Raw genomic sequence first — 24806 nt, 5'->3', positions numbered from 1 at the left:
CGAATACACATACAATGGGCAATTGGCTTTTGACAGAAATTGTCAATTGTCAATTGTCCATTGTCTATTTTATAAAGAATATAAACATTAAAAATAAGAGAATAAGATTATGGCTGTAACAATGGCTGATATTACCAAGCTGCGCAAAATGAGTGGAGCTGGTATGATGGACTGTAAGAAAGCATTGACTGAAACTGATGGCGACATCGAAAAGGCAATGGAAATCATCCGTAAGAAAGGACAAGCTATCGCTGCAAAACGTTCTGATCGTGATGCTTCTGAAGGTTGTGTATTGGCAAAGAAAGATGGCGAATTTGCTGCTGTCATTGCTTTGAAGTGCGAAACTGACTTCGTTGCAAAGAACGCTGACTTTGTTGCTTTGACACAAGCTATCTTGGATGCTGCTGTAGCAAACAAGTGTCATTCATTAGACGAAGTATTAGCTTTGCCGATGGGTAACGGAACTGTAAAAGATGCAGTTGTTGATCGCAGTGGTATCACTGGTGAAAAGATGGAATTGGATGGTTACAATGTGGTTGAAGGTGCTTATACAACAGTTTATAACCACATGGGTAAGAATCAGCTTTGTACAATTGCTGCATTCAATAAGGCTTCTGAAGAAATTGCTCACAACATAGCTATGCAGATCGCTGCTATGAATCCGATTGCTATTGATGAAGCAGGTGTTCCTGAATCAGTAAAAGAACAGGAAATTCAGGTAGCAATTGAAAAGACTAAAGCTGAACAAGTACAGAAAGCTGTTGAAGCTGCTTTGAAGAAGGCTGGTATTAATCCGGCTCATGTTGATAGCGAAGATCACATGGAAAGTAACATGGCTAAAGGCTGGATTACTGCTGAAGATGTAGCGAAAGCAAAAGAAATCATAGCTACTGTTTCTGCTGAAAAGGCTGCTAACTTGCCGGAACAGATGATCCAGAATATTGCTAAAGGTCGCTTGAGCAAATTCTTGAAAGAAGTTTGCTTGTTGAACCAGGAAGATATCATGGATGGTAAGAAGACTGTTAAGGAAGTAATGAAGGAAGCTGATCCTGAATTACAGATCTTGGCATTCAAACGTCTTACTTTGCGTGCTGAATAATTCGTCTGAACGAATAAGGCTTAGATAATAGAATAAGGCATGTCGGTTTCGGCATGCCTTATTTGTTTACTGTTGTATTATATTCCTTTGTGTTGATTTATCGGCTGGCTTTCAATCCTCGGATAACAGCCGAAGTAAATCCGGAAAGTTCCATTTCATTCAATCCTTTGATAGTAATACCTCCAGGTGTAGTTACTTTATCGATCTCTGCTTCCGGATTACTCTTGTTTTCCAATAGCAGGTCGATTGCTCCTTTTACGGTATGGACAACGATTTCTTGGGCTTGCTTGGGATAAAATCCTAATTCCACGCCTCCTTCTATAGCCGCCCGGATGTAACGCAAGGCGAATGCGATACCACTTGATGCCAATGCTGTGCCGGCTTCCATTAGGCGTTCTTCTATCAGTATTGCATTTCCTAATTCATTGAAGATAGAAATCAGTAGATCAATCTGCTCCTGTGAAGCATTGTATGCCGAGATAAATGTCATACTGCTCTTGACTTCGATGGCTGTATTCGGCATGACGCGGAAGATAACCGGATTTACGTGAGCTTTCGATGTTGTTGTTTTGGTTAAGAAACCGTTCAGTTGCTCGAATGTTACACCTGCCGCAATGGATACGATGATCTGTTTGTCGAACTGCAATGCTGGACGGATTTCTTCAATAATTGATTGTACACGCCAAGGCTTGACGGCAATTACAACGATATCCGCTTCACGAACGGCATTGATATTGTCGTGAGTCAGGTTAAACGCCTCATTGATATGACGCATTTTCTCCAGGGTTTCATCTGTTTGGGCTGTACATGTGATATCGTTTGCCTGGAAGATACTTCCTTGAGACAAACCTTTGGCAATGGCTCCTCCCATATTTCCGGAACCGATGATTGTAATTTTCATATTGTCTGATTTAGATAATTATTAACTTCTTGTTTGTCCGTTTCCTGTAATGATATATTTATAGGTAGTCAGTTCAGGCAAAGCCATCGGACCGCGTGCATGCATCTTCTGGGTGCTGATACCTATTTCTGCTCCGAATCCGAATTGTGCCCCGTCGGTAAATGCCGTAGATACGTTGGCATATACACAGGCTGCATCTACTTTCTGTAAGAATATGTCTTCGTTTTGTTTGTCTTCCGTGATGATACATTCGCTATGCTTCGAACTGTATCGGGCAATATGCCTTAAAGCTTCCTCCAGAGATGGAACCGTACGTATACTCATTTTGTAATCCAAGAATTCGGTTCCGTAACTTTCTTCGGTAGCTTGTTGAAGTAAATCCGGTGGATAGTTTCCTTGTAACGCTTTGAAGGCAGGTTCGTCTGCGTAGATTATAACCTGATGCTGGCTTAGCAACTGGCACAGATAAGGAAGATCTGCCAGTCGTTGATCGTGGATGAGCAGACAGTCCAAAGCATTGCAGACACTGACTCTGCGGGTCTTTGCATTGTTGATAATGGCTTGCCCTTTTTCTTTGTTGCCGGCTATATCAAAATAAGTATGACAAATGCCTGCGCCTGTCTCAATAACCGGAATGCGGGCATGGTCTCTTACATATTGAATCAGCGAACTGCTTCCGCGGGGTATTACCAAATCGACCAACCCGACAGCGTTTAATAATTCGGCTGTTGCTTCTCTGTCGGGTGGAAGTAAGGTACATAACGCAGGATTAAGCTGATATTTCTCTAATACCTGGTGGATGATCCTTACTAAAGCCCGGTTGGAACAGTCGGCATCCGAACCACCTTTCAGTACACATACGTTACCACTTTTCAGGCAGAGCGAGAAAACATCGCAGGTAACATTCGGGCGGGCTTCGTAAATGACTCCGATAACACCGAACGGAACACTGATTTTACGAATAGTCATGCCGTTGGGCCGGATTGTCTCGCTATATGTTTTTCCTAAAGGTGAAGGAAGAGCCGATACGTTTTGCATATCTTCTGCAATACCGCGGAGGCGACTTTCTGTTAGTTTCTGCCGATCATATTTGGGGTTTGACGTATCCATGCGGGATAAGTCTTCTTCGTTGGCTTTCAGAATGCTTTCCATGTTGGCCAATAAAGCCAAAGCCGTATCGTTTAATATCTGTTGAATCAGGCTGTCGGAACAGCTTTGTAAGCAGGCGACAGCTTGAGACGCTTGTTGTAAAAGTTGTAGTGTTGTTGTCATATTCCTGATTCGAATTACTTTATTTTGCTGAATAAGCTGATCGGTTAATTCAGGTAGAGGTAATTGTAATGGATAATCGGTTTTACATCTTTCGTTCCGATTAACGGTCTTGCTTCCTGACTGCTATAAGCCGTACAACCAATTCCGATTTGTTTCCCTTCTTCATTCATCACACGGACGATATCATCTTTTTCAAAGTCTCCTTCAATACGTGTTACGCCGACCAGCAAAATACTGCTGGCTTTAGGTGAGGATAAAGCTTCCTCTGCTCCGGAGTTGATGAAAATCTTCCCTTTGGCAAAATCTTCCGAATGAGCAATCCATTTCTTGATGTTGCTGACGTTTTTCTCTCCGGGAACGAAACGTGTACACAAGGTCTTTTCCGGTTGATGAAGAATCAGGTTGAGAATGTTGTCGCGTTTCCCATTGGCAATAATGACTTCAATACCTTCTTCTGCTACCTGACAGGCGATCTTACACTTAGTCAACATGCCTCCTCGGCCAAAAGAAGACTTCCCACTTTGGATGTATGCTTCCAGATCTTGCAGTCCCGGTATGATTTGAGGCAGAAGCTGACTGTTGGGATCTGCCGGGTTACCGGTATAAATTCCATTGACATTGCTTAAAATGATCAATGTATCCGCATTCATCATCGTAGCAATCAGACCAGACAATTCATCGTTGTCGGTAAACATAAGCTCTGTAACCGAAATTGTATCGTTTTCATTGACGATAGGAATGACATGATGATTCAACATGACTTCCATACAATGCTTTTGCGTTAGGTATTGTGTTCGGGTTGAGAAACTTTCCTTGGTGGTTAATACTTGTCCGCAGCAGATTCCTTGCTCGCGAAACAAGTCATAATATCGGTTGATGAGCTTGGCTTGTCCGATGGCCGAATAGAGTTGCCTGGATGAAACGGCATCCAGTTGTTTCCCGATGTTGATTTCACTTTTTCCGGAAGCTACGGCTCCTGAAGAAATCAACAGGATCTCTATTCCTTGCCGGTGTAAGTCTGCGATCTGATCGACAAGGGAAGACATACGCGTAATATCCAACTTCCCATCGTTCCGGGTCAGTACATTACTTCCTATTTTAATAGCAATACGTCTTTTCATAATCGTTTATGAATAGGGTTGAAGCGCAAAGCTATGAAATGAAAACAGGAATATCAAAAATATGAGGCATAAAATGTTTGTCTGGAAGAAACTTCATGCCCAAAGAAAACCGGGAGGACAACGTTGTAAAAGGTAACGTTGCTCTCCCGGTTTATATGGGTTGACTGTTTTTAAGGAATGACTGGAAATTCGATGGTCTCTGTAGATTCGATCCAATTCTGTACGGTAAAGTAACCGCTTTCACTTCCTCCTCCGAAAATATCGCCGACGATAATGTTTAATGTCAGTCGGTTGTTAGCCGAAAGTGTGCTGCTTAAATTCTTAGATACGGAATGCGTACTTCCATCGCTTAGGGTTATGAAAAGTTCCAATAACGGATTTTCGGTTGAAGGGAATAGCATAACGGTACCTGTTGTCATTTGTTTGTTGTCGGCTGAACGCTTTAATTCGAATTTGACGGTTTTCGTTTTGTTTTCCGGTTCTGCCGTATAGAAATTCAGTTTCTCAGCGATGCCGTTGATGCGGACTTCCATTTTCGATATGTTGGCACTGAACGGAGTGCCGTTGGATGTCTTGACAATGACTTTGAGTCCGGCAACAACTCGGTCGAGTGATGTACTTAAATCTTCATTGGCTAGGTTCTTTTCTCTCAAGGCATAGACGAGGTCAAATACCGGTCTGTACGTGTCATCATCCGAATTTTTCCTAAGTTCCAAATATAATTTTGACAGATCCGTATCAATTCTGATTTCAGGATTCTTTATGGCTGGTGATTCGTAAATCGGATCATTGTTATTTACCGGTGTACCCCAGTAAACCAGGTTGTAGATATTTTCCGGGACTGAAAGTTTTCTGTAATAACCGGCATAAATCTCTCCATTCTCGATGGGATAAAAGGCATTAAAGGCTGTCTTTTTATCTTCAACGTAATTTCCGAAGTAAATAGAAGTACCTTCTGTACAAGGATAAATCTCAAGAAAACCAGTCATTGGACTTGTTGTCTGGTCTGTATTGGCTACATAAGCTGTTAGATCTGGGGAAACAAGTTTTTGTGGTGTGATTTGCTGGTCTAAATCATCCTCTTTGGAGCAAGAGAAAAGGCCCATCAAAATAATTGAACCAACTAAAATTATTCTATTCATAAATTCTGTATTTTAAAAATGATGCTTAATATTGTTTGTATTTATAAAACAATGTAGCGCTGGTATTGTTTTGCCGAAAGCTGATTAATTTAATAGATTACAGAATATTAATCTTCTTGTTTCTATTCTTGTTCTTCTGTAAAGGAAATCTGTTTTATAAACTTTTTAAGAAGATAATTTCTGTTGTGAGAAGTCTGATGTATTTTCTTCTTCTCTAGAGCCACTTTGTTTGTTTTGTTATGGTATTTTCTGTATTTTAATACTATAAACTAATTGATTCATATTAGTGAATTAATTAATTTATATAGGTGAATTGATTGCCTCATATTGGTGATTTGATTAAATCATATAGGTGAATTAATTAGTTTATGTAGAGGATTATCTTAAAAACTACTTGTAAAATGCAGAATTCTATTAGGATAAAAAGATAAATGCAATAAGGGATAATGAGGCATGGCTATAAAAAAACACCTGTCGCCTCCGCATTCAGAGGGACAGGTGTTTTATCTTATGACGGAAGAGTCCGGGAAAACTCTACCGATCTGATTCTTTAATGTAACTTAGCTAATGCTTCTTTGATTCGGCGCATAGCTTCGATGATGTTCTCATCTGATGTAGCATAACTCATACGGATGCATTCAGGAGCTCCAAATGCACCGCCACCTACACATGCTACATGCCCAACTTCCAACAGGTACATGGCTAAATCAGCTGCATTGTTAATAGTTCTGCCATCGCAAGACTTACCGAAATATGAACTACATTTAGGGAAGAGGTAGAAAGCTCCTTGCGGAACGTTTACTTCGAATCCCGGGATTTCTTTTGCCAATTTAACGATCAGGTCACGACGGCGTTCGAAAGCCTGACGCATTTCTTCTACCGGTGCTTGTGTTCCGGTATAGGCTGCTTCGGCAGCTTTCTGCGAAACTGAACATGGTCCTGAAGTATATTGTCCCTGCAGTTTGTTGACTGCTTTAACGATCCATTCCGGTCCGGCGATGAAACCAATACGCCATCCGGTCATCGCATAAGCTTTGGAAACTCCGTTGACGATTACTACGCGGTCGCGAACTTCCTCAAACTGGGCAATACTTTCATGCTTACCGATATAATTGATGTGTTCATAAATTTCATCGGCAATGACATATACTTGCGGATGTTTAGCCAATACGGCAGCCAAACCAGCCAATTCTTCTTTGCTGTAAACAGAACCGGTTGGGTTTGACGGCGAACAAAGAATCAATAACTTTGTTTTCGGAGTGATGGCTGCTTCCAATTGAGCCGGAGTGATCTTGAAATCTTGCTCGATGCCGGCCGGAATTGTAACCGGTGTACCATCAGCCAATTTCACCATTTCCGGATAACTAACCCAATACGGAGCAGGAATGATTACTTCATCTCCGGCATTTACTAAAGCCATGACGGTATTACAAACAGATTGCTTGGCACCATTGGCACAAGAGATTTGTGCTGCTGTGTAATCCAAACCGTTTTCATTCTTCAATTTGGCAACGATTGCATTTCGCAAAGCCGGATAACCAGCCACAGGAGAATATCTGGAGAAGTTATCATCCACGGCTTTCTTGGCTGCTTCTTTAATGTGATCGGGTGTATTGAAGTCGGGTTCACCCACGCTCATATTGATAATGTCAATACCTTGAGCTTTTAATTCACTACTTTTCTGAGACATTGCCAGCGTTTCTGACGGAGACAATCTGTTTAATCTTTCTGATAATTGTGCCATCGCTTTGTATATTTTAAGTTTAACTATTTTACATTGTGTAATGTGTGTCCCATTCTTTCCTTTTTGGTCTTCAGATAGAACATATTGTAAGGATTGGGCGTTACTTCGATAGGTACATTTTCTACTACCGACAAACCGTATGCTTCCAGCCCGACGCGTTTTACCGGGTTGTTGGTCATTAAGCGCATTTTAGTAATACCGATGTGACGTAAGATTTGGGCTCCGACACCATAATCCCGTTCATCTGCCTGATGACCTAAGCAGATATTGGCATCAATGGTATCCATTCCGTTTTCTTGCAGTTTGTATGCTTTCATCTTTTCCATCAGACCGATGCCTCTTCCTTCCTGATTCAGATAAATAACGGCGCCTTTGCCTTCTTTTTCAATCATCCGAAGTGCCTGATGAAGCTGTTCGCCGCAGTCACACCGCATGGAACCGAAGATATCTCCTGTTGCACAAGATGAATGAACGCGAACCAGAACCGGTTCTTCGCCTTTTACATCGCCCTTGATGATGGCGATATGTTCCAAACCATTGCTTTTCTGGCGGAACGGGATCAGACGGAAATGTCCGTATTCGGTAGGCATATCTACTTCTTCACCTTGTTCTACGATAGATTCCTGTTTCAACCGATAGGCGATAAGATCGGCAATAGAAATCAACTTTATATCTTGTTCGTCAGCAAATTTGCGTAATTCAGGCAAACGAGCCATGGTTCCGTCTTCGCTCATGATTTCCATCAAAGCAGCTGCCGGATACAAACCAGCCAAACGGCACATATCGATGCAGGCTTCTGTATGTCCGGCACGACGTAATACTCCTTTTTCCTGGGCATAAAGCGGATTGATATGTCCCGGACGACCAAAAGTTTCAGGTGTTGATGTCGGGTCGGCCAAAGCCAGAATAGTTGCAGCTCGGTCGGCAGCAGAAACACCCGTAGAACAACCTTCCAGTTTGTCGATTGTAACAGTAAACGGAGTTCCTAATACCGAAGTATTATTGGTTACCTGATGAGGCAGATCCAGTTCTTCGCAACGAGAAATGGTGATAGGTGCACATAATACGCCACGTGCATTCTTCAACATGAAATTGATTTTCTCAGGAGTCACTTTCTCTGCGGCAATGATCAGATCACCTTCGTTTTCACGATCTTCATCGTCTACGACGATTACGAATTTACCTTCCCGGAAATCTTCAATTGCCTCTTCGATAGTGTTTAATTTGAATTCGCTCATATATTGTTTTTGTTATCTAAAGTTTCTTTTGACAAATGTAGTGAAAATATCATTTCTTTAATCTCTTCGCTCACTTTTTGTACCGTATTTATATCCTGCCGCAATAACTTTCGCTGATAGATGGCAAAAAGATAGACTATCAATCCCAAAGGAAAGAAACAGCCGATCGCAAGCGCCACTTTTCTGTTTATATTGGCATTCAACTGATGATAGTTACTGATAATCGGATAATCCATAAGCTTGTTCAGCAATAAGTTCTGGTCTGAATTAGCCAGCTCTTCAATGATCGCTTCCATTTCCTGTGCCAGCGCTTCTGCCGAATGATCTTTTCCGCCGGATTTCCAGTATTGGATATAATTGATCCAACGGCGATGATTCTGCAAGTATTGTTTGCAGTCGGCCGAAAGTTTCGTCAACCGAGGCAGGATGGCATCGTAATCAGGAGTATAAATGATGACTTCCTTGCGTTCAACCTTTCGTCCTGCTCTTCTTCCTACTAAATTCTTCAAGGCGTTGATATAGGTGTCGGCATTCATGATTACCGAATCGTTGACCGCTTTGTACGTCAGGAAAATACCTAAAGGAGTAAGAACGGCTGCACTCAGCCACATACCTTCCCAAGCTTCCCAAATACCATCGCGCGCCATTTTAAAGCCTATGTTGTCGATGATATAATAAAAGATGAAAAGGAATACCGAGATGACAACCGGCATACCTAATCCTCCTTTTCGGATGATAGCTCCCAGCGGTGCTCCGATAAAGAAGAAAATAAGACAGGCAAATGAGATGGTAAACTTTTTATGCCATTCGGTAAGATGTCGGCGTACTTTGTATGCTTCTTCTCCAATAGTAGAAGCTTTGAAAATCATTTCTGCCCGGGTATTTTCAATTTTGGATTTCGCTTTGTTTAAGATAGCCGATTGTTTTCCTGGTGTCATGGATTGATACAGACTATCGAAGTTAAGCGTCATGTTTTGGGCGATAGGTGCTAATGAATCAATGGTAGAAATAGGTTGACTTTTCCCATCTACGAGCTCATGTTTAGTGAATTCCTGGCGGTAAGACTGTCGCAGGATAATGGTTGCATTCTCGCGTTTGATGCTATCTAAACGAACACCCATCGAATCAATGGAAGCCTGTAACTCTGATAATCCTTTCCCGATAAACTGGTTCTGCATCAATGATTCGTCGGTTCTGTTGAAGTTGGCATCAAATTCAATCAGAATATCTTTGGTGGCAAATGATTCTCGCCGATACGGAACAGCCGATTTGCTTTTTCCTTTCTGGGTCTGATTCTTCAGGTTCTCAAAAGATTCTCCGTTATATAAAGAAAGGACCAGATAAAGTTTGTCTGCAGATGTTTTTAATCGTCCTGAATCGGCTACGATCACACGGGCATTATTGAATCCTTCCGAATAATCATAGATCATCACGTCTTTTAGGAGTCCGCTTTCAGGTACTTTTTCTTTGACATAAACATTGAAACCTGTGATTTCTTTATAAAATACACCTTCGGGAATTTCCAGTTCAGGAGATTTTTGCTTGATGGAATAAAGCAGGGTATAAAGCTTTACCTGTACAACAGGCATGATCTTGTCTTGGAAGAAAAAAGCTCCGACACTGACCAGAGAGATAAAAATGATCAGCGGACGCATGATGTGAATTAACGAAACGCCGGCTGATTTCATAGCCAGCAACTCAAGCCTTTCTCCCAAATTACCGAAAGTCATCAGCGAGGCCAACAGTATAGACAAAGGCAAAGCCATGGGAACTAATCCCATTGCTGCATAAAAGAACATTTCTGCCAGCACCTTCATCTCCAGCCCTTTTCCAACCATGTCGTCGATGTACTTCCAAAGGAACTGCATCAGGACAATGAACAGGCAGATACCAAAGGTCATTAAGAATAGCGGCAGGAAAGTCTGCAGCATAAAGGTATATAATCGTTTTATTTTCAACATGCCTAATAGATTGGAGTGGCAAAAGTAGTGTAAAAAACGATAATAACCTCTTTTTATATGTGAAACAACACTAAATGCCGAGCGAACGTTTTAGGGCATGAATTTGCGAATCCCATAAATCGATGGCATCTTCTTTTTCACTGGGTTCGGCAAAGTCTGTAATTTGTAAAGATGTTGTCCCGGTTAGTTCTAATGTATGAATGGAAAATTCAAAATACGAAAAAGGCCCGCCATTTTCTGTTTCTAAGCAATAACGAATTTGTTCTTTTTGCTTGATCAGTTCTGCACGGGCCTTCATTTCGTCTTTATTCCACATAAACGTATAGACATTGTTTTTTATGGAAACTTTTTCGGCAAACCAAGAGGACAATCCTCTGGACGTTGTAATGTGATTCCACAGGCTAGATCGAGAGACGTTGTCAAAAACGTATTCAATGTTAAATTTTTCCTTATTCATGGCTAAAAGAGTTTTTACGTTTCGCAAATTACAGAAAAGTTTTCTGATTATCAAAAAAAATTACATGAAAATTCTGTCTCATTATTAATAAATTACCGTTTCAGATGAAAAAGGCGTGTAAAAAAAGTTTGCCGAAAATTTGGATAGTAAAAAAATAACCTCTACTTTTGCATCGTCAATCAGAAATGATAACGACAAAAACAATAAAAATGGCGAGATAGCTCAGCTGGTTAGAGCGCATGATTCATAATCATGAGGTCCCCGGTTCAATCCCGGGTCTCGCTACAAAAGGTAACCGTCACGAATAAATCGTGGCGGTTTTGTTTTTTTCGCCCGCAAGCATTGGTTGTTTCTTGATGAGGAACTGTTTTCCTTTCGAAAGAAGAGAAAGAAATGACTAAATAGTGGAATAGTTGTAGGAAATATCGGTTGTGTATTTGAAAAGTGACTGATTTTTTGTAATTTTGCGACGATTGAGTGTTGATGATGAGGGGGCGGGCGGTCCCCTCTTTTTGTCTTAACTATTCCTGGTATAGCCCTAAAGAGAAAGAGCAGTCATTTGTCAGTGCAGGAATAGGAAAGACCGATTTCAGAACCCGTATTTTTTGTAAACGATTCTCGTTGGTTTTGCAAACGATTTTCGAGAGTTCTGGAAGAGACCTTCGGAATATAGAAAAACAGATTATATATAAAGCGAAGTATGATAGATAAGGAATTGATTGTAAAACTGGTAGAAGAGAAGTTGGCATCTTCTTCCAATTATCTGGTAGATGTGGCAGTACAGCCTGGGAATATAATCGTAGTGGAAATAGACAATGATGAGTCGGTATGCATTGATGATTGTGTTGAGCTGAGCCGGTATTTGGAAGATCATTTAGACCGTGATGTGGAAGATTTTGAATTAGAAGTCGGTTCTGCCGGAATTACATCTCCTTTTAAAGTGCTTCGTCAATACCAAAAGAATATAGGGAATGAAGTTGAGGTCTTGTTGACGGCAGGAGTGAAACTGACCGGTGTGTTGAAATCGGCTGATGAAAACGGAATTGTCCTGACAGTCGAAAAGCAGATCAAGCCGGAAGGTGCCAAACGTAAGGTTACTGTCGAGGAAGACCAGCCTTATACATATAGTGAAATAAAATATACAAAATATTTAATTAGATTCAAGTAGTATGGCCAGAAAAGAGGAAACAGTCAGTATGATTGATACCCTTGCGGAGTTCAAGGAGTTGAAGAATATAGATAAGGATACGATGATCAGCGTATTGGAAGAGTCATTCCGTAACGTGATTGCAAAAATGTTCGGAACAGACGAAAACTACGATGTTATCATCAATCCGGAAAAAGGTGATTTTGAAATCTGGAGAAATCGTAAGGTCGTAGCGGATGATGAATTGGAAGATTCAAATCTGGAGATTTCGTTGACGGATGCCCGTCAGATTGATGCCGATTGTGAAGTAGGCGAGGAAATTACAGACGAAGTTCATTTTGCCGATTTTGGACGTCGTGCTATCTTGAATTTACGTCAGACATTAGCATCCAAGATATTGGAATTGCAGAAAGATAGCCTTTACGCTAAATATAAAGATAAAATCGGTACAATCATTTCGGCAGATGTGTATCAGGTATGGAAGAAAGAAATGTTGCTGCTTGATGACGATGGAAATGAATTGTTGTTGCCGAAGACGGAACAGATACCGGGTGATTTCTACCGGAAAGGAGAAACGGCTCGTGCTATCGTACAGCGTGTAGATAATTACAACAACAATCCGAAAATTATCCTTTCTCGTACAGACAAGTTGTTCCTGCAGCGTTTGTTCGAATTGGAAGTGCCGGAAATCAATGACGGTTTGATTACCATCAAGGCCATTGCCCGAATCCCGGGAGAACGTGCCAAGGTTGCTGTTGAATCTTATGACGATCGTATCGATCCGGTAGGTGCCTGTGTGGGAATGAAGGGTTCTCGTATTCATGGTATCGTACGGGAGTTGAGAAACGAGAATATCGATGTGATCAATTATACATCTAATATATCCTTGTTTATCCAGCGAGCATTGAGCCCCGCTAAGATATCTTCTATCCGGGTTAATGAAGAAGAGAAACGCGCAGAAGTCTATTTGCGTCCGGAAGAAGTTTCATTGGCTATTGGTAAAGGCGGTTTGAATATCAAATTGGCTTGTATGTTGACAGAATATACAATTGATGTATTCCGCGATATCGATGGTGCTGATGAAGAAGATATTTATTTGGATGAATTTGCTGATGAAATAGATGGTTGGGTAATTGACGCTCTGAAGAATATCGGTTGCTATACAGCTAAGAGTGTATTGGCAATACCGAGAGATGAATTGGTAGAGCGGGCTGACTTGGAAGAATCGACAGTTGATGATGTCTTGTCAATCTTGGCTGCCGAATTTGAGGATGATGAAAATTAATGATTAAGTGTTACGACAAAGTTTAGTATGCCTATAAGATTACAACAAGTATTGAAAAAAATGAATGTAGGACTGAACACGGTGGTTGAGTTCCTGCATAAGAATGGTTATCCGGAGGTTGAGTCCAATCCGAATACCCGGTTGAGTGATGAACAGTATGCTTTGCTCGTAAAGGAGTTTGGGAAGAATATGCCTGATGCGGAGATTAAGCGTGAAGCTTCGCATATACATAATAAGAAAAGTACGGCTGCTGTCGTAAAAGAAGAACAGCCCCAAGAAATAAAAACAGAGGTTCCAGAAGAATTTCGTCCGAAGATCGTGATGAAAGGTCACATCAATTTAGAACCGGAAAAGAAGGACGAGATCATACCTGAGGCAGTTTCCGCCCCAGCTTCGGTTGATAAAGATCCTGAACCTGTCGTTCAGCAAGAAGAAAAAGTCGTGCCTGCCGTAGAAAAAGTGGAACAACAGAATGAGAAAGAAGAAGTAAAAATAAATATTGTGAATAAAGAGAAAGCTGAAGAGAAGCAGCCGGAAATGGTCGCTCCAAAAGAAGAAAAAAGTCAACCAGTGGGATCGGGTTCATCAACGACATCGGCCGATAAGAACGATAGTGAATTATTCCGATTGAGTACTCCTAAGTTTGAATCGAATATCAAAGTTACGGGTAAAATTGATTTGGAAGCACTTAATCAGTCAACTCGTCCGAAAAAGAAGTCGAAAGAAGAAAAACGGAAAGAACGTGACGAGAAACAAGGTAATAATCGTCCTGGACAGCCGAATTTTAAAAAGGATCAGAATAAACAACAAGGTGGAACCCCTAAAGCGAACATGGCATCCAATGAAGAAGGTGATGGCAAGAAGAAACGTAAACGTATCAAGAAAGATCGTGTGGATGTTGCCAATGTAGCTAATGGTGGTGGTAATAACTATCGTCAAAATGGGAATAATAGGGATGACCGTAAGCCTCGGTTGAAGAAACCGGTAAAGACGGAAGTCAGTGAAGAGGATGTACAGAAGCAAATCAAGGAAACATTAGCCCGGTTGACGAATAAGAGCAACAAGAGCAACAAAGGTGCAAAATATCGTCGTGATAAACGTGATGCAATCCAGAAGCGTGAACATGAGCTGATGGAGCAGGAGGAAATGGAAAGCAAAATCCTGAAATTAACCGAATTCGTTACAGCTAACGATTTGGCTAATATGATGGATGTGCCGGTTACGAAAGTCATAGCGACTTGCATGAGTATCGGTATTATGGTTTCTATCAACCAGCGTTTGGATGCTGAAACAATTAATATTGTTGCTGAAGAGTTCGGTTTCAAGACAGAATATGTAAGTGCTGATGTAGTTGAAGCAATCAAGGCAGATGAAGATGAAGATAACGAAGAAGATTGGGTTCCGCGTCCACCGATTGTTACGGTGATGGGACACGTTGACCATGGTAAGACTTCGTTGCTGGATAATATCCGTAATGCGAATGTGATTGCCGGTGAAGCAGGTGGTATCACTCAGCATATTGGTGCTTATAATGTGAAGTTGCCGAACGGCCGTCGTATTACTTTCTTAGATACTCCTGGTCATGAGGCCTTTACGGCTATGCGTGCTCGTGGAGCAAAAGTAACAGATATCGCTATTATTATTGTAGCAGCCGACGATAGTGTTATGCCTCAGACAGTGGAAGCCATCAATCATGCTTCTGCAGCAGGTGTACCTATTGTTTTTGCTATTAACAAGATTGATAAACCTCATGCAAATCCGGATAAAATCAAGGAAGAACTTGCCAATATGAATTATTTGGTAGAAGACTGGGGTGGTAAGTATCAGTGCCAGGAAATTTCTGCCAAGAAAGGTATAGGTGTAGAAGATTTGTTGGAAAAAGTGCTGTTGGAAGCAGACTTGCTGGATTTGAAGGCAAATCCGAAACGTCGTGCTGTTGGTTCTATCATTGAATCTTCTTTGGACAAAGGACGTGGTTATGTTTCTACAGTATTGGTAGAGAATGGTACGTTGAAGATGGGAGATATCGTTTTGGCAGGAACCCATTATGGTCGTATCAAAGCGATGTTCAATGAACGTAACCAGCGAGTACAGGAGGCAGGACCTTCAGAACCGGTATTGATCTTAGGTTTGAATGGTGCACCTCAGGCGGGTGATACGTTTAATGTATTGGAAACAGATCAGGAAGCTCGTGAGATTGCCAATCGTCGTGAACAGTTACAACGTGAATTGGGCTTGCGTACCCAGAAGATGCTTACATTGGACGATATTGGTCGTCGTATTGCTGTGGGTAACTTCCAGGAGTTGAATGTCATCGTTAAAGGTGATGTGGACGGATCTGTTGAGGCTTTGTCTGATTCATTGATTCGTTTGTCAACAGAAGAAATTCAGGTGAATGTGATCCATAAAGCAGTCGGACAGATTTCTGAATCGGATGTTGTTTTGGCTGCAGCTTCGAATGCGATTATTATCGGTTTCCAGGTACGTCCATCATTGTTGGCACGTCGGAATGCAGAGAAGGAAGGTGTAGAAATCCGTCTGTATTCAATTATCTATGACGCGATCAACGAAGTGAAGAGTGCAATGGAAGGTATGCTTTCTCCGGAAATCCGTGAGGAAATTACTGCCAATGTGGAAGTTCAACAGGTATTTAAGATTTCCAAGGTTGGTTCTGTTGCCGGATGTCTGGTGAAGGAAGGAAAGATCAAGCGCAGCAACAAGATTCGTTTGATTCGCGATGGTATCGTTATTTACTCGGGTGAACTGGGCTCTTTGAAGCGATTCAAAGATGATGTGAAGGAAGTTGTAGCTGGTCAGGACTGTGGTTTGAACATCACTAACTTTAATGATATTCAGATCGGAGACGTGATCGAGGCTTACGAGGAAACAGAAATCAAAAAGACATTATAATGTGATGAACTGGTTAGACGTGATCTTGTTGTGTCTGGCTGGATTCGGTTTTGTGAAAGGCCTGTTTGATGGAGTCATCAAACAGGTTGTTTCACTTATAGCCCTGGTGATTGCCATCTTCTGCTGTGCACAGGTAGCCGATTGGTTGCGTGGATATATTCTGGCGCTTGGTTGGTTTCCTGATTATGGAGTAACAGTATTGAGTTATCTGTTTGGTTTTATGCTGATCATTGGAGTATTGAAGCTGACAGGTGATTTGTTGAGTAAATTAGTAGGAGTGACACCGCTAGGTATACTGAACCATTTGTTGGGAGGTTTGTTCGGCTTTATGTTTATGATGTTTTTCCTGAGTTTGACGATAAATGTTCTGGAATACATTGATCGGGGATCCGTTTTGATTCCACGGGAGCAGAAAGTCGAGTCTCGTTTTTATGGTTCCGTTAAACAGATTGTTCCAACCATTTTCCCTTCTAACTTGTTTAGTTTAGAAGAGTGAATGGTTTTTCTTATATAATATAATGTATATATGCAAGATTCAAATAGCGTGTTGAATGAAGTAACGAATGGGGAATATAAATATGGATTCGTTACGGATATAGATACAGATGTGATCCATCGAGGGCTGGATGAAGAGACCGTTCGGATTATTTCTGCCAAGAAACATGAGCCGGAATGGTTGCTTGAGTTCCGCTTGCGTGCTTTCCGTTACTGGCAAACATTGGAAATGCCGGACTGGGCTTTGTTGAAAATTCCGCCTATCGATTATCAGGATATTATTTATTATGCGGCTCCTGTTAAGAAAGACGGACCGAAAAGTATGGAAGAAGTTGATCCTGAATTGTTGAAAACCTTCGATAAGCTGGGAATTCCATTGGAAGAACAAAAGGTATTGAGCGGAATGGCTGTCGATGCCGTTATGGACAGTGTTTCTGTCAAGACAACGTTTAAGGAGAACTTGGCAGAGAAAGGTATTATATTCTGTTCGTTCAGTGAGGCGGTACAGAATCATCCGGATTTAGTGAAGAAGTATTTGGGAAGCGTTGTTAGTTATCGGGATAACTTCTTTGCGGCTTTGAATTCGGCTGTATTTTCTGATGGTTCATTTGTGTATATTCCGAAAGGTGTTCGTTGTCCGATGGAGTTGAGTACGTATTTCCGTATTAATGCCGCCAATACTGGACAGTTTGAACGTACATTAATCGTGGCTGATGATGAGGCTTACGTTAGTTACTTGGAAGGTTGTACTGCTCCGATGCGCGATGAAAACCAATTGCATGCAGCTATTGTCGAGATTGTTGCTCACGATCATGCAGAAGTGAAATATTCGACAGTACAGAATTGGTATCCGGGTGATAAAGACGGGAAAGGCGGTATTTACAACTTCGTAACAAAGAGAGGCTTGTGCAAAGGTGATTACAGTAAAATCTCATGGACTCAGGTAGAGACAGGTTCTGCAATTACATGGAAATATCCGAGTTGTGTCTTGGCTGGTGATCATTCGGTAGGTGAGTTTTATTCAGTCGCCGTAACGAATAATTATCAGCAGGCTGATACAGGTACAAAGATGATTCATCTGGGAAAGAATACCCGGAGCACAATTGTCTCAAAAGGAATATCTGCCGGTCATAGTCAGAATAGTTACAGAGGTCTGGTGAAGATTTCTACACGTGCGGAAGGTGCTCGTAACCATAGCCAGTGTGATAGTTTATTGTTGAGTCCTACTTGTGGAGCACACACTTTCCCGTATGCCGATATTCAGAATGAAACGGCAGTGGTTGAGCATGAAGCGACGACAAGTAAGATCAGTGAAGAGCAGTTGTTTTATTGCCAGCAGCGAGGAATTTCCGTTGAAGAAGCAGTGGGTTTGATTGTCAATGGTTATGCTCGTGAAGTCATGAATAAGCTTCCGATGGAGTTTGCTGTTGAGGCACAGAAACTGTTAAGTATCTCGCTCGAGGGTAGCGTAGGGTAAAAAGAAGGCTGGTACAGCGTTTCTTACAGAGATAGAACTTCTGCAAGCGTGCAGAAAGGTTAGACGAAACAAATAGTAGAAGAGAGATGGAGAGTGGATGTAAATGGATGGGATGTTGTCTCCTTTCGTTCTTGACGATGCAAGGAGTGCAAGCTCAGTTTTATACTGGTAACGATGTCGATGGGGCACGTTGGAGCCTCGGATTTACCGGAGGTGTGTTGGTTCGCCCGATTTTGTCAGAAAATCCGCAACGGGTTTCTACAGGAAACGGAGGTGAGTCTTTCGGGTTTACCGGCGAATATTTCCTGCCCAAGAAATGGGCCGTCTATGGCGGTTATGAACGGACAGAGTTGGATTATGGGTATTCCTGCCGTAGTATGGAAGGAATTAGCCTAGGAGTGAAGCGTTATTTTGTTCCGGATCGATGGTTTGTTCAACCCTATTTGGCAGCTGGTTGGTTGTTTAATTGGGGCGATCGCAGGGAAGAAAATACAACTGGTGTATCATCCGGTGAGTGGTCGCTAACGGTGAAACAAACGGCCGTTAATCCTCGGGCGGTATTTGTGCCTTCTGTAGGACTTGATTTTTATTTGTTCTCGTCAGTTGCCTTTGTGGTTCGTTATGATTTGGGAATCGGACTTGACTCTCGTACCCGAATTGAAGCAGTAGATAACAGAGGAGCAAAGTATCAGCTGCGGGATAAAGGGCTGTATCAACGGTTGAATTTAGGTATTAAGGTAACGTTCCCCATGAGATTCACGCAACAAGATGGATTCTCGTTGGGTGGAATTATTGGAGATTTGATTGAGGGCTGGTTTTATCGGGTTAATCGACATGACCAGGAATATTATTACAGATACTAAGGAGGAAAGTAAAATATGTTAGAGATAAAGAATTTACATGCCAATGTGAATGGCAAAGAGATATTGAAAGGTATCAACCTTTCGGTAAAGGCTGGAGAAGTCCATGCTATCATGGGACCGAATGGATCGGGAAAAAGTACACTGAGTAGTGTCTTGGTGGGAAATCCGGCCTTTGAAGTAACAGAAGGTGAAGTAACATTCAATGGGAAGAACCTGTTGGAGTTGTCTCCGGAAGACCGTAGCCGTGAAGGTCTGTTCTTGAGTTTCCAGTATCCGGTGGAAATTCCGGGTGTAAGTATGGTAAACTTCATGCGTGCAGCCGTAAACGAACACCGGAAATATAATGGCCTGCCACCGGTTTCGGCTACAGAGTTCCTGAAACTGATGCGTGAGAAACGGGCAATTGTTGAATTAGACAACAAGCTGGCAAGCCGAAGTGTGAATGAAGGTTTCTCGGGTGGTGAAAAGAAACGTAATGAGATTTTCCAGATGGCGATGCTTGAACCGAAACTTTCAATCCTTGATGAGACGGATTCGGGTTTGGATATTGATGCCTTGCGTATTGTGGCAAGTGGAGTAAACAAATTGAAGACTGCTAATAATGCGACCATCGTGATTACTCACTATCAGCGTTTGCTGGATTATATTAAACCGGACATTGTACATGTGCTTTATAAAGGTCGTATTGTCAAGACCGCAGGTCCGGAGCTGGCTCTCGAACTGGAAGAAAAAGGTTACGACTGGATCAAGAAGGAGATGGGAGACTTATGAAAACAGAACAACAATACATTGATCTCTTTACCCAGTATGAGGATTTGATCTGCCGCAAGAGTGTACCGGTATTGAATGCTTTGCGTGCGCAAGCATTCGCCGATTTCGAGCGGTTGGGCTTTCCATCGTTGAAGGGCGAAGATTATAAATATACGGATGTGGAAAAGGCTTTTGCTCCCGATTATGGGATCAATATCAATCGGCTGAATATTCCGGTCAATCCGTATGACGTATTTCACTGTGATGTTCCTAATCTGAGCACCTCACTTTATTTTGTGGTGAACGATTCTTTCTACGATAAAGAATTACCGAAAGCGCATCTGCCCGTAGGTGTTTATGCCGGAAGCTTATGCCGTTTTGCTTCCGAATATCCGGAGATTGCTGCCCGCTATTATGGTAAACTGGCACAGACATCGGCAAATGGTGTTGTTGCCTTGAATACGATGTTGGCGCAAGATGGTTTCGTTGTATATGTTCCGAAGCATACGGTGGTGGAACGTCCCATTCAGTTAGTGAATATTTTCCGTAGTGATGTTGATACAATGGCCAATCGCCGTATTCTCTTCATCGTAGAAGAGAATGCTGAAGCTCGTCTGTTGGTGTGTGACCATAGTATTGATGATGTGAAATTCTTCTCTAACCAAGTGATTGAAATCTTTGCCGGAGCCAATGCTCGTGCTGATTATTATGATTTGGAGGAAAGTTCGGTATCGACAACCCGTTTCTCTAATCTGTTTGTTCGTCTGGAAGCTCATTCGAGTGTTGTTGTGAATGGAGTTACACTGACAAACGGATTGACTCGTAATAATTATTTCGTCTCGTTGGAAGGTGAAGGAGCTGATCTTTCTCTTTGTGGTATGTCAGTGCTGGATAAGGAGCAGCAGTTGGATACTTATTCTTTAGTACATCATAAAGTGCCACATTGTACTTGCAACGAGCTCTTCAAGAATATCTTGAACGATCGTGCAATTGGTGCGTTCAGTGGTAGAATCCTGGTTGAGCAGGGTGCTGACAAGACAGAAGCTTATCAGACCAACCGAAACTTGTGTGCTACCCGCGAATGCCGGATGTACAGCAAACCTCAGTTGGAAATTTATGCCGACGATGTGAAATGTTCACATGGTATGAGTACCGGTCAGCTGGACGAGAACGCACTTTTCTATATGCAGAGCCGAGGTATTTCCCGCGACGAAGCACGGATGTTGCTTAGTGTTGCCTTTACATCGGATGTAATCGAACATGTTCGTCTGGAAGCCTTGAAAGATCGCCTGCATAAGTTGGTAGAGAAACGTTTCCGAGGTGAATTGGCTAAATGTGCCGGTTGTCGGATCTGTAAATAATGAAAGAGTGCAAAGGATAAAATGACATACTTTTGTCATCTTGTTGTCATATGTCGTATTTATTTTTGCTGACGTAAACAACAAGCCAATTTATCCTTTAAATATTTCTATTTTAGTATGGGCTGCTTTTACCTACGGCGGTAGGAAAGGCGGCCTTTTTTGTACCCGATTGATCCTGTCCTTGCTGATTTATACATATATCGATTAAACATTGTATCTTTGTGGGTTGTTATCAATAATGAATTTAATAGATAAGATGATGACTTTCGATATACAATCCATTCGGGAAGATTTCCCGATTCTGTCCCATCAGGTTTACAACAAACCATTGGTTTATCTGGATAATGCAGCAACGACGCAGAAACCGCGTTGCGTCGTCGAGAAGATTGAAAACGGTTATTATAATGTAAACGCGAATATTCATCGCGGAGTTCATTTCTTGAGTCAGGAAGCGACCGAGGCACACGAAGAAGCACGCCGTACCGTTCAACGTTTCCTGAATGCCCGTTCTTCAAATGAGATTATCTTTACACGAGGAACTACCGAATCCATTAACTTGGTAGCAAGCAGCTTTACCGATGAATGCATGTCTGCCGGCGATGAAGTGATTGTTTCTGTCATGGAACATCACTCTAACATTGTGCCTTGGCAAATTCAGGCGGCCAAGAAAGGTATATCTTTGCGGGTAATTCCGATGAACGATAAAGGGGAATTATTGCTTGATGAATATCGAAAGTTATTTACTGAGAAGACACGCCTGGTGGCCGTTACGCAAGTTTCCAATGTGTTGGGTACGGTAAATCCGGTAAAGGAAATCATTGCCATTGCTCACGAACAGGGCGTTCCGGTATTGGTTGATGGTGCGCAGTCAACGCCCCACATGAAAGTAGATGTACAGGATTTGGATGCCGAGTTCTTCGTTTTCTCCGGCCATAAGATTTATGGTCCGACGGGTATTGGCGTTTTGTATGGGAAAGAAGAATGGCTGGATAAACTTCCTCCGTATCAGGGCGGTGGTGAGATGATTGCTACCGTTTCGTTCGAGAAAACGGTCTTTAATGAATTGCCATTTAAGTTCGAGGCCGGTACGCCTGATTATATTGGCAGTACAGCTTTGGCAGAAGCTTTGCATTATGTGGAAAAGATTGGTATGGATCGGATTGCAGCACAGGAACAAGATTTATTGGAATATGCTACCGCTCAGTTGAAACAAATTGAAGGCATGCGTATTTTCGGTGAGGCGGCAGACAAAGGTGCTGTCATTTCTTTCCTGGTTGGAAATATTCATCACTATGATATGGGCATGTTGCTTGACCGCTTGGGCATTGCTGTCCGTACGGGGCATCATTGTGCACAGCCGCTGATGCAGGCGTTGGGGATCGAAGGAACAGTCCGTGCCTCTTTCTCCTTTTATAATACCCGTGAGGAAGTGGATGTACTGGTTCGCGGAATCGAACGGGTACGCCAGATGTTCGGATGAGGTTACTTATGGCGTAACAATGCAGTTTCATTGAGTATCTTTAACGATTTATAAGTAGATGGCGCATATATAGGACTTTTCTCGTATAGAAAAATATTCCTATATTTGCGCCATAGAATTATAAATAGTCATTTCCTTAGTAAAATTCAGACTTGAAGTCCTATAGGTAATACTACTTCAAGCATTAAGTTAGTTAAGAGAGTGGAGGAGTTCTTTGTGAAAAGAGCTCCTTTATGTTTTTATAGCCTTTTATTTGTCGGAAAAGAAAAATCCTCTTCATATAAATCCTGCCCTTGGTTATCTTCCAGACGGATCTGATAAACGGCTTTCCCTTCTTTCAGTTGAGATGTTCCCAGTAAATTGACCCGATACCGGATTTCTTCTCCTGGTTTGATATGGGAAATAGAGATAGTTTCCGAATTACGGATTCGCTTGGCTTCCTTTTTCCCTTTCAACTGGGGCATTATCTGCGTGATATTTCTCGAGCCGTTGTTTTGGATGATAAAAGTCAGATGCGCATGCTCGCCAGCTTCCAGAATCCCGTTTTTGTTTTCATCCGTCAGCAGGATATCCCGGATAACCAATTGTGGCACGTGCCTTTCTTCCGGTGCGTTGCTTTGTTGCGGTTGTGTTTTATACGGGTTGGCGGCAGCAGCACCTAAAGCACTTCCGGCAACTCCGCCTACAACGGAACCAATTAATGAGCCTCCCCAGCCACCGATACGGTCTCCTACCAAAGAACCCGATACGCTTCCGATCATTCCTCCTGTCTGCATGGCAAACATTTGCTTGTTCTGCGGAGTCATGGTCTTGCAACTACTGCACAATAACGCAGAGCTGACAAATAAACCGATTATATAATTTGCTTTCATATAAGCTTTTTCTTCATTTGGGATAAAGTTACAGATATTTATTATATAACTGATTCGGGGGCAGCTTTGTTTTATGTTTTTTCTCTGTACGGATTTAATTTGTGTTTTGGGGTGGATTTATTCTGAAAAGAGTGCTTATCCATTCTATAAATTCTCGGCAGATATTTATTAGTTCACGCCGTGGATTACTTAGTTCTCAGCGTGGATTACTTAGTTCACGGCGTGAACTACTTAATCCACGTCGTGAACTAAAGAATTTGCAGGCTGTTTTGAACTTTTAAAAATGGGGTTTGTACAAAACAGCATACGTGTTTTTACTTCTTTCGGGTAGAAAGTTCTTTGAATTTGGTTTGCTGTTCGTCGGTCAGAACAGATTCAATCTGTTTGTTCAACTCTTCCATTTTGCTTTTCCGTTCTTCCCTTTCCATTTTGGTTTGAAAGAATTCAAGATACAGCGCCTTGATCTTTTCTTTTTGCTCGTCATTTAAATTCAGTTCCTCGCTGAGTTTCGTCATACGTTGTTCAACCCGTTGTTCGGGTGTTGTATTTCCTTTTCCTCCACGACGTTGAGCATCTGCCTGTTGCAGGCTGGCTACGAGAATAAGTGCCAGAAATAATACTTTTTTCATATTCGCTTTTATTTTAATTAAGATGATTATTCGTCAATAAATCCATATACTTCATATTGAATTCCGTTAGTTGTCGGTATCTGTTTGTATAGTGTACCATCATATAGGAAAAGAGTTTTTCCTTTTATTTTAACTTGTTCGACGTCATACGCCGGAAGTTCGGGTACGACCATGCCTATTTCGGGTCTGACCACTTCGTACTCGCCATCATTAATCTGCCGGTAAAATACGCCAGCTGCGTAGAGCAAGACGATTTGATTATGCCGGATAACGATGCAATTAACCGGGCGTGCCTTGACTCGCGTTCCGATCACAATCTTTTTTACTTTTACTTTCTTCCGGTGTCGTTGGTCGGGTGAATGATCGATATGGGTAACGACTACCGGATGTCGGGAGTGATCAGCATAAGCTGGCCGGGCCTGGATACAGCTTGTAAAAACAAACGATAAACCTATCAGCATACCAATGGATTTCATAGCTATTTTCTTTTTACCCTAAAATCCGCAACTATCATCCAATACACGATTAAGGGTAGATTTATGAGTCGTTAGTAGCAGCTTTCAGTAAAAAGCAACAGCACAACATCAATATGTAGCCACCAT

At 41.9% G+C, this 24806-nt stretch carries 21 protein-coding genes and 1 tRNA gene; 11 read left to right on the top strand and 11 right to left on the bottom strand.

Going from position 1 to position 24806, the window contains the following annotated elements:
• Window positions 1-109 precede the first annotated feature (109 nt).
• On the top strand, window positions 110-1099 hold the full coding sequence (gene tsf, locus MUN53_RS14965; protein WP_243326313.1) for a translation elongation factor Ts: 990 nt from the start codon (window positions 110-112) through the stop codon (window positions 1097-1099).
• 97 nt (window positions 1100-1196) lie between these two features.
• Here tsf and proC read toward each other — a convergent pair whose 3' ends face one another.
• From proC to MUN53_RS14925, 8 genes are all read right to left on the bottom strand, one after another.
• Window positions 1197-2000, bottom strand: coding sequence for a pyrroline-5-carboxylate reductase (proC, locus tag MUN53_RS14960; protein ID WP_022456764.1), 804 nt, complete (start codon window positions 1998-2000; stop codon window positions 1197-1199).
• A 21-nt stretch (window positions 2001-2021) separates the two neighbouring features.
• Entirely contained in the window at window positions 2022-3272 is a 1251-nt protein-coding gene (locus MUN53_RS14955) for a glutamate-5-semialdehyde dehydrogenase (protein WP_243326312.1), read from the bottom strand.
• Between the two features lie 44 nt (window positions 3273-3316).
• Window positions 3317-4393, bottom strand: a complete 1077-nt coding sequence (proB, locus tag MUN53_RS14950; RefSeq protein ID WP_243326311.1) for a glutamate 5-kinase — start codon at window positions 4391-4393, stop codon at window positions 3317-3319.
• 170 nt (window positions 4394-4563) lie between these two features.
• The gene (locus tag MUN53_RS14945) at window positions 4564-5535 is read right to left on the bottom strand and encodes a FimB/Mfa2 family fimbrial subunit (protein WP_243326310.1); all 972 of its coding nucleotides are present in this window, start codon (window positions 5533-5535) and stop codon (window positions 4564-4566) included.
• A gap of 550 nt (window positions 5536-6085) precedes the next feature.
• Window positions 6086-7279: a pyridoxal phosphate-dependent aminotransferase gene (locus MUN53_RS14940; protein ID WP_243326309.1), complete on the bottom strand. Its 1194-nt coding sequence runs from the start codon at window positions 7277-7279 to the stop codon at window positions 6086-6088.
• A 23-nt stretch (window positions 7280-7302) separates the two neighbouring features.
• On the bottom strand, window positions 7303-8517 hold the full coding sequence (locus tag MUN53_RS14935) for a bifunctional 3,4-dihydroxy-2-butanone-4-phosphate synthase/GTP cyclohydrolase II (protein WP_022456769.1): 1215 nt from the start codon (window positions 8515-8517) through the stop codon (window positions 7303-7305).
• On the bottom strand, window positions 8514-10478 hold the full coding sequence (locus MUN53_RS14930) for an LptF/LptG family permease (protein ID WP_243326308.1): 1965 nt from the start codon (window positions 10476-10478) through the stop codon (window positions 8514-8516). The genes MUN53_RS14935 and MUN53_RS14930 overlap by 4 nt, the downstream gene beginning before the upstream one ends.
• Before the next feature lie 70 nt (window positions 10479-10548).
• Window positions 10549-10935 carry an START-like domain-containing protein gene (locus MUN53_RS14925; protein ID WP_022456771.1) on the bottom strand — a complete coding sequence of 129 codons (387 nt, stop codon included), beginning with the start codon at window positions 10933-10935 and terminating at the stop codon, window positions 10549-10551.
• Between the two features lie 211 nt (window positions 10936-11146).
• Between MUN53_RS14925 and MUN53_RS14920 the strand changes: the two genes are divergently transcribed.
• The 10 genes from MUN53_RS14920 (at window position 11147) to MUN53_RS14875 (ending at window position 22703) form a co-directional block, all read left to right on the top strand.
• Window positions 11147-11220: transfer RNA gene (locus MUN53_RS14920), tRNA-Met, on the top strand.
• Window positions 11221-11635: 415 nt separating this feature from the next.
• Window positions 11636-12103, top strand: a complete 468-nt coding sequence (gene rimP, locus MUN53_RS14915; RefSeq protein ID WP_022456772.1) for a ribosome assembly cofactor RimP — start codon at window positions 11636-11638, stop codon at window positions 12101-12103.
• Window position 12104: 1 nt separating this feature from the next.
• On the top strand, window positions 12105-13367 hold the full coding sequence (gene nusA / locus MUN53_RS14910; RefSeq protein WP_022456773.1) for a transcription termination factor NusA: 1263 nt from the start codon (window positions 12105-12107) through the stop codon (window positions 13365-13367).
• A 27-nt stretch (window positions 13368-13394) separates the two neighbouring features.
• Window positions 13395-16277: a translation initiation factor IF-2 gene (infB, locus tag MUN53_RS14905; RefSeq protein ID WP_243326307.1), complete on the top strand. Its 2883-nt coding sequence runs from the start codon at window positions 13395-13397 to the stop codon at window positions 16275-16277.
• A gap of 4 nt (window positions 16278-16281) precedes the next feature.
• Window positions 16282-16773 carry a CvpA family protein gene (locus tag MUN53_RS14900; RefSeq protein ID WP_022456775.1) on the top strand — a complete coding sequence of 164 codons (492 nt, stop codon included), beginning with the start codon at window positions 16282-16284 and terminating at the stop codon, window positions 16771-16773.
• A 30-nt stretch (window positions 16774-16803) separates the two neighbouring features.
• Window positions 16804-18249 carry a Fe-S cluster assembly protein SufB gene (gene sufB, locus MUN53_RS14895; protein WP_243326306.1) on the top strand — a complete coding sequence of 482 codons (1446 nt, stop codon included), beginning with the start codon at window positions 16804-16806 and terminating at the stop codon, window positions 18247-18249.
• An 86-nt stretch (window positions 18250-18335) separates the two neighbouring features.
• The gene (locus MUN53_RS14890) at window positions 18336-19112 is read left to right on the top strand and encodes a hypothetical protein (RefSeq protein ID WP_243326305.1); all 777 of its coding nucleotides are present in this window, start codon (window positions 18336-18338) and stop codon (window positions 19110-19112) included.
• A gap of 15 nt (window positions 19113-19127) precedes the next feature.
• Window positions 19128-19883 (top strand): Fe-S cluster assembly ATPase SufC, encoded by a 756-nt coding sequence (sufC, locus tag MUN53_RS14885; protein WP_243326304.1) that lies wholly within the window; start codon window positions 19128-19130, stop codon window positions 19881-19883.
• Window positions 19880-21223: a Fe-S cluster assembly protein SufD gene (gene sufD, locus MUN53_RS14880; protein ID WP_243326303.1), complete on the top strand. Its 1344-nt coding sequence runs from the start codon at window positions 19880-19882 to the stop codon at window positions 21221-21223. The genes sufC and sufD overlap by 4 nt, the downstream gene beginning before the upstream one ends.
• 238 nt (window positions 21224-21461) lie before the next feature.
• Entirely contained in the window at window positions 21462-22703 is a 1242-nt protein-coding gene (locus tag MUN53_RS14875; protein ID WP_394803093.1) for a SufS family cysteine desulfurase, read from the top strand.
• 239 nt (window positions 22704-22942) lie between these two features.
• On the opposite strand, the gene MUN53_RS14870 is transcribed toward MUN53_RS14875, so the two are convergent.
• The 3 genes from MUN53_RS14870 to MUN53_RS14860 all read right to left on the bottom strand — a co-directional run bounded on the left by MUN53_RS14870 (window position 22943) and on the right by MUN53_RS14860 (window position 24680).
• The gene (locus MUN53_RS14870; RefSeq protein ID WP_243326302.1) at window positions 22943-23575 is read right to left on the bottom strand and encodes a COG1361 family protein; all 633 of its coding nucleotides are present in this window, start codon (window positions 23573-23575) and stop codon (window positions 22943-22945) included.
• Window positions 23576-23889: 314 nt separating this feature from the next.
• Entirely contained in the window at window positions 23890-24204 is a 315-nt protein-coding gene (locus MUN53_RS14865; RefSeq protein WP_243326301.1) for a hypothetical protein, read from the bottom strand.
• A 26-nt stretch (window positions 24205-24230) separates the two neighbouring features.
• Window positions 24231-24680 carry a DUF6515 family protein gene (locus MUN53_RS14860; protein WP_243326300.1) on the bottom strand — a complete coding sequence of 150 codons (450 nt, stop codon included), beginning with the start codon at window positions 24678-24680 and terminating at the stop codon, window positions 24231-24233.
• Between the last annotated feature and the right edge of the window lie 126 nt (window positions 24681-24806).

Origin of the sequence: Parabacteroides faecalis (assembly GCF_022809355.1) — a bacterium.
In the GTDB taxonomy this organism is placed as follows: Bacteria; Bacteroidota; Bacteroidia; order Bacteroidales; family Tannerellaceae; genus Parabacteroides; species Parabacteroides faecalis.
The sequence above is the reverse complement of the archived record's forward strand: the minus strand, read 5'-3'. Positions and strand labels throughout refer to the sequence as shown.

Coding starts and splice junctions, on each gene's coding strand:
- tsf (WP_243326313.1), top strand. CDS start 110: ATGGCTGTAACAATGGCTGATATTACCAAGCTGCGCAAAATGAGTGGA.
- proC (WP_022456764.1), bottom strand. CDS start 2,000: ATGAAAATTACAATCATCGGTTCCGGAAATATGGGAGGAGCCATTGCC.
- MUN53_RS14955 (WP_243326312.1), bottom strand. CDS start 3,272: ATGACAACAACACTACAACTTTTACAACAAGCGTCTCAAGCTGTCGCC.
- proB (WP_243326311.1), bottom strand. CDS start 4,393: ATGAAAAGACGTATTGCTATTAAAATAGGAAGTAATGTACTGACCCGG.
- MUN53_RS14945 (WP_243326310.1), bottom strand. CDS start 5,535: ATGAATAGAATAATTTTAGTTGGTTCAATTATTTTGATGGGCCTTTTC.
- MUN53_RS14940 (WP_243326309.1), bottom strand. CDS start 7,279: ATGGCACAATTATCAGAAAGATTAAACAGATTGTCTCCGTCAGAAACG.
- MUN53_RS14935 (WP_022456769.1), bottom strand. CDS start 8,517: ATGAGCGAATTCAAATTAAACACTATCGAAGAGGCAATTGAAGATTTC.
- MUN53_RS14930 (WP_243326308.1), bottom strand. CDS start 10,478: ATGTTGAAAATAAAACGATTATATACCTTTATGCTGCAGACTTTCCTG.
- MUN53_RS14925 (WP_022456771.1), bottom strand. CDS start 10,935: ATGAATAAGGAAAAATTTAACATTGAATACGTTTTTGACAACGTCTCT.
- rimP (WP_022456772.1), top strand. CDS start 11,636: ATGATAGATAAGGAATTGATTGTAAAACTGGTAGAAGAGAAGTTGGCA.
- nusA (WP_022456773.1), top strand. CDS start 12,105: ATGGCCAGAAAAGAGGAAACAGTCAGTATGATTGATACCCTTGCGGAG.
- infB (WP_243326307.1), top strand. CDS start 13,395: ATGCCTATAAGATTACAACAAGTATTGAAAAAAATGAATGTAGGACTG.
- MUN53_RS14900 (WP_022456775.1), top strand. CDS start 16,282: ATGAACTGGTTAGACGTGATCTTGTTGTGTCTGGCTGGATTCGGTTTT.
- sufB (WP_243326306.1), top strand. CDS start 16,804: ATGCAAGATTCAAATAGCGTGTTGAATGAAGTAACGAATGGGGAATAT.
- MUN53_RS14890 (WP_243326305.1), top strand. CDS start 18,336: ATGGAGAGTGGATGTAAATGGATGGGATGTTGTCTCCTTTCGTTCTTG.
- sufC (WP_243326304.1), top strand. CDS start 19,128: ATGTTAGAGATAAAGAATTTACATGCCAATGTGAATGGCAAAGAGATA.
- sufD (WP_243326303.1), top strand. CDS start 19,880: ATGAAAACAGAACAACAATACATTGATCTCTTTACCCAGTATGAGGAT.
- MUN53_RS14875 (WP_394803093.1), top strand. CDS start 21,462: ATGAATTTAATAGATAAGATGATGACTTTCGATATACAATCCATTCGG.
- MUN53_RS14870 (WP_243326302.1), bottom strand. CDS start 23,575: ATGAAAGCAAATTATATAATCGGTTTATTTGTCAGCTCTGCGTTATTG.
- MUN53_RS14865 (WP_243326301.1), bottom strand. CDS start 24,204: ATGAAAAAAGTATTATTTCTGGCACTTATTCTCGTAGCCAGCCTGCAA.
- MUN53_RS14860 (WP_243326300.1), bottom strand. CDS start 24,680: ATGAAATCCATTGGTATGCTGATAGGTTTATCGTTTGTTTTTACAAGC.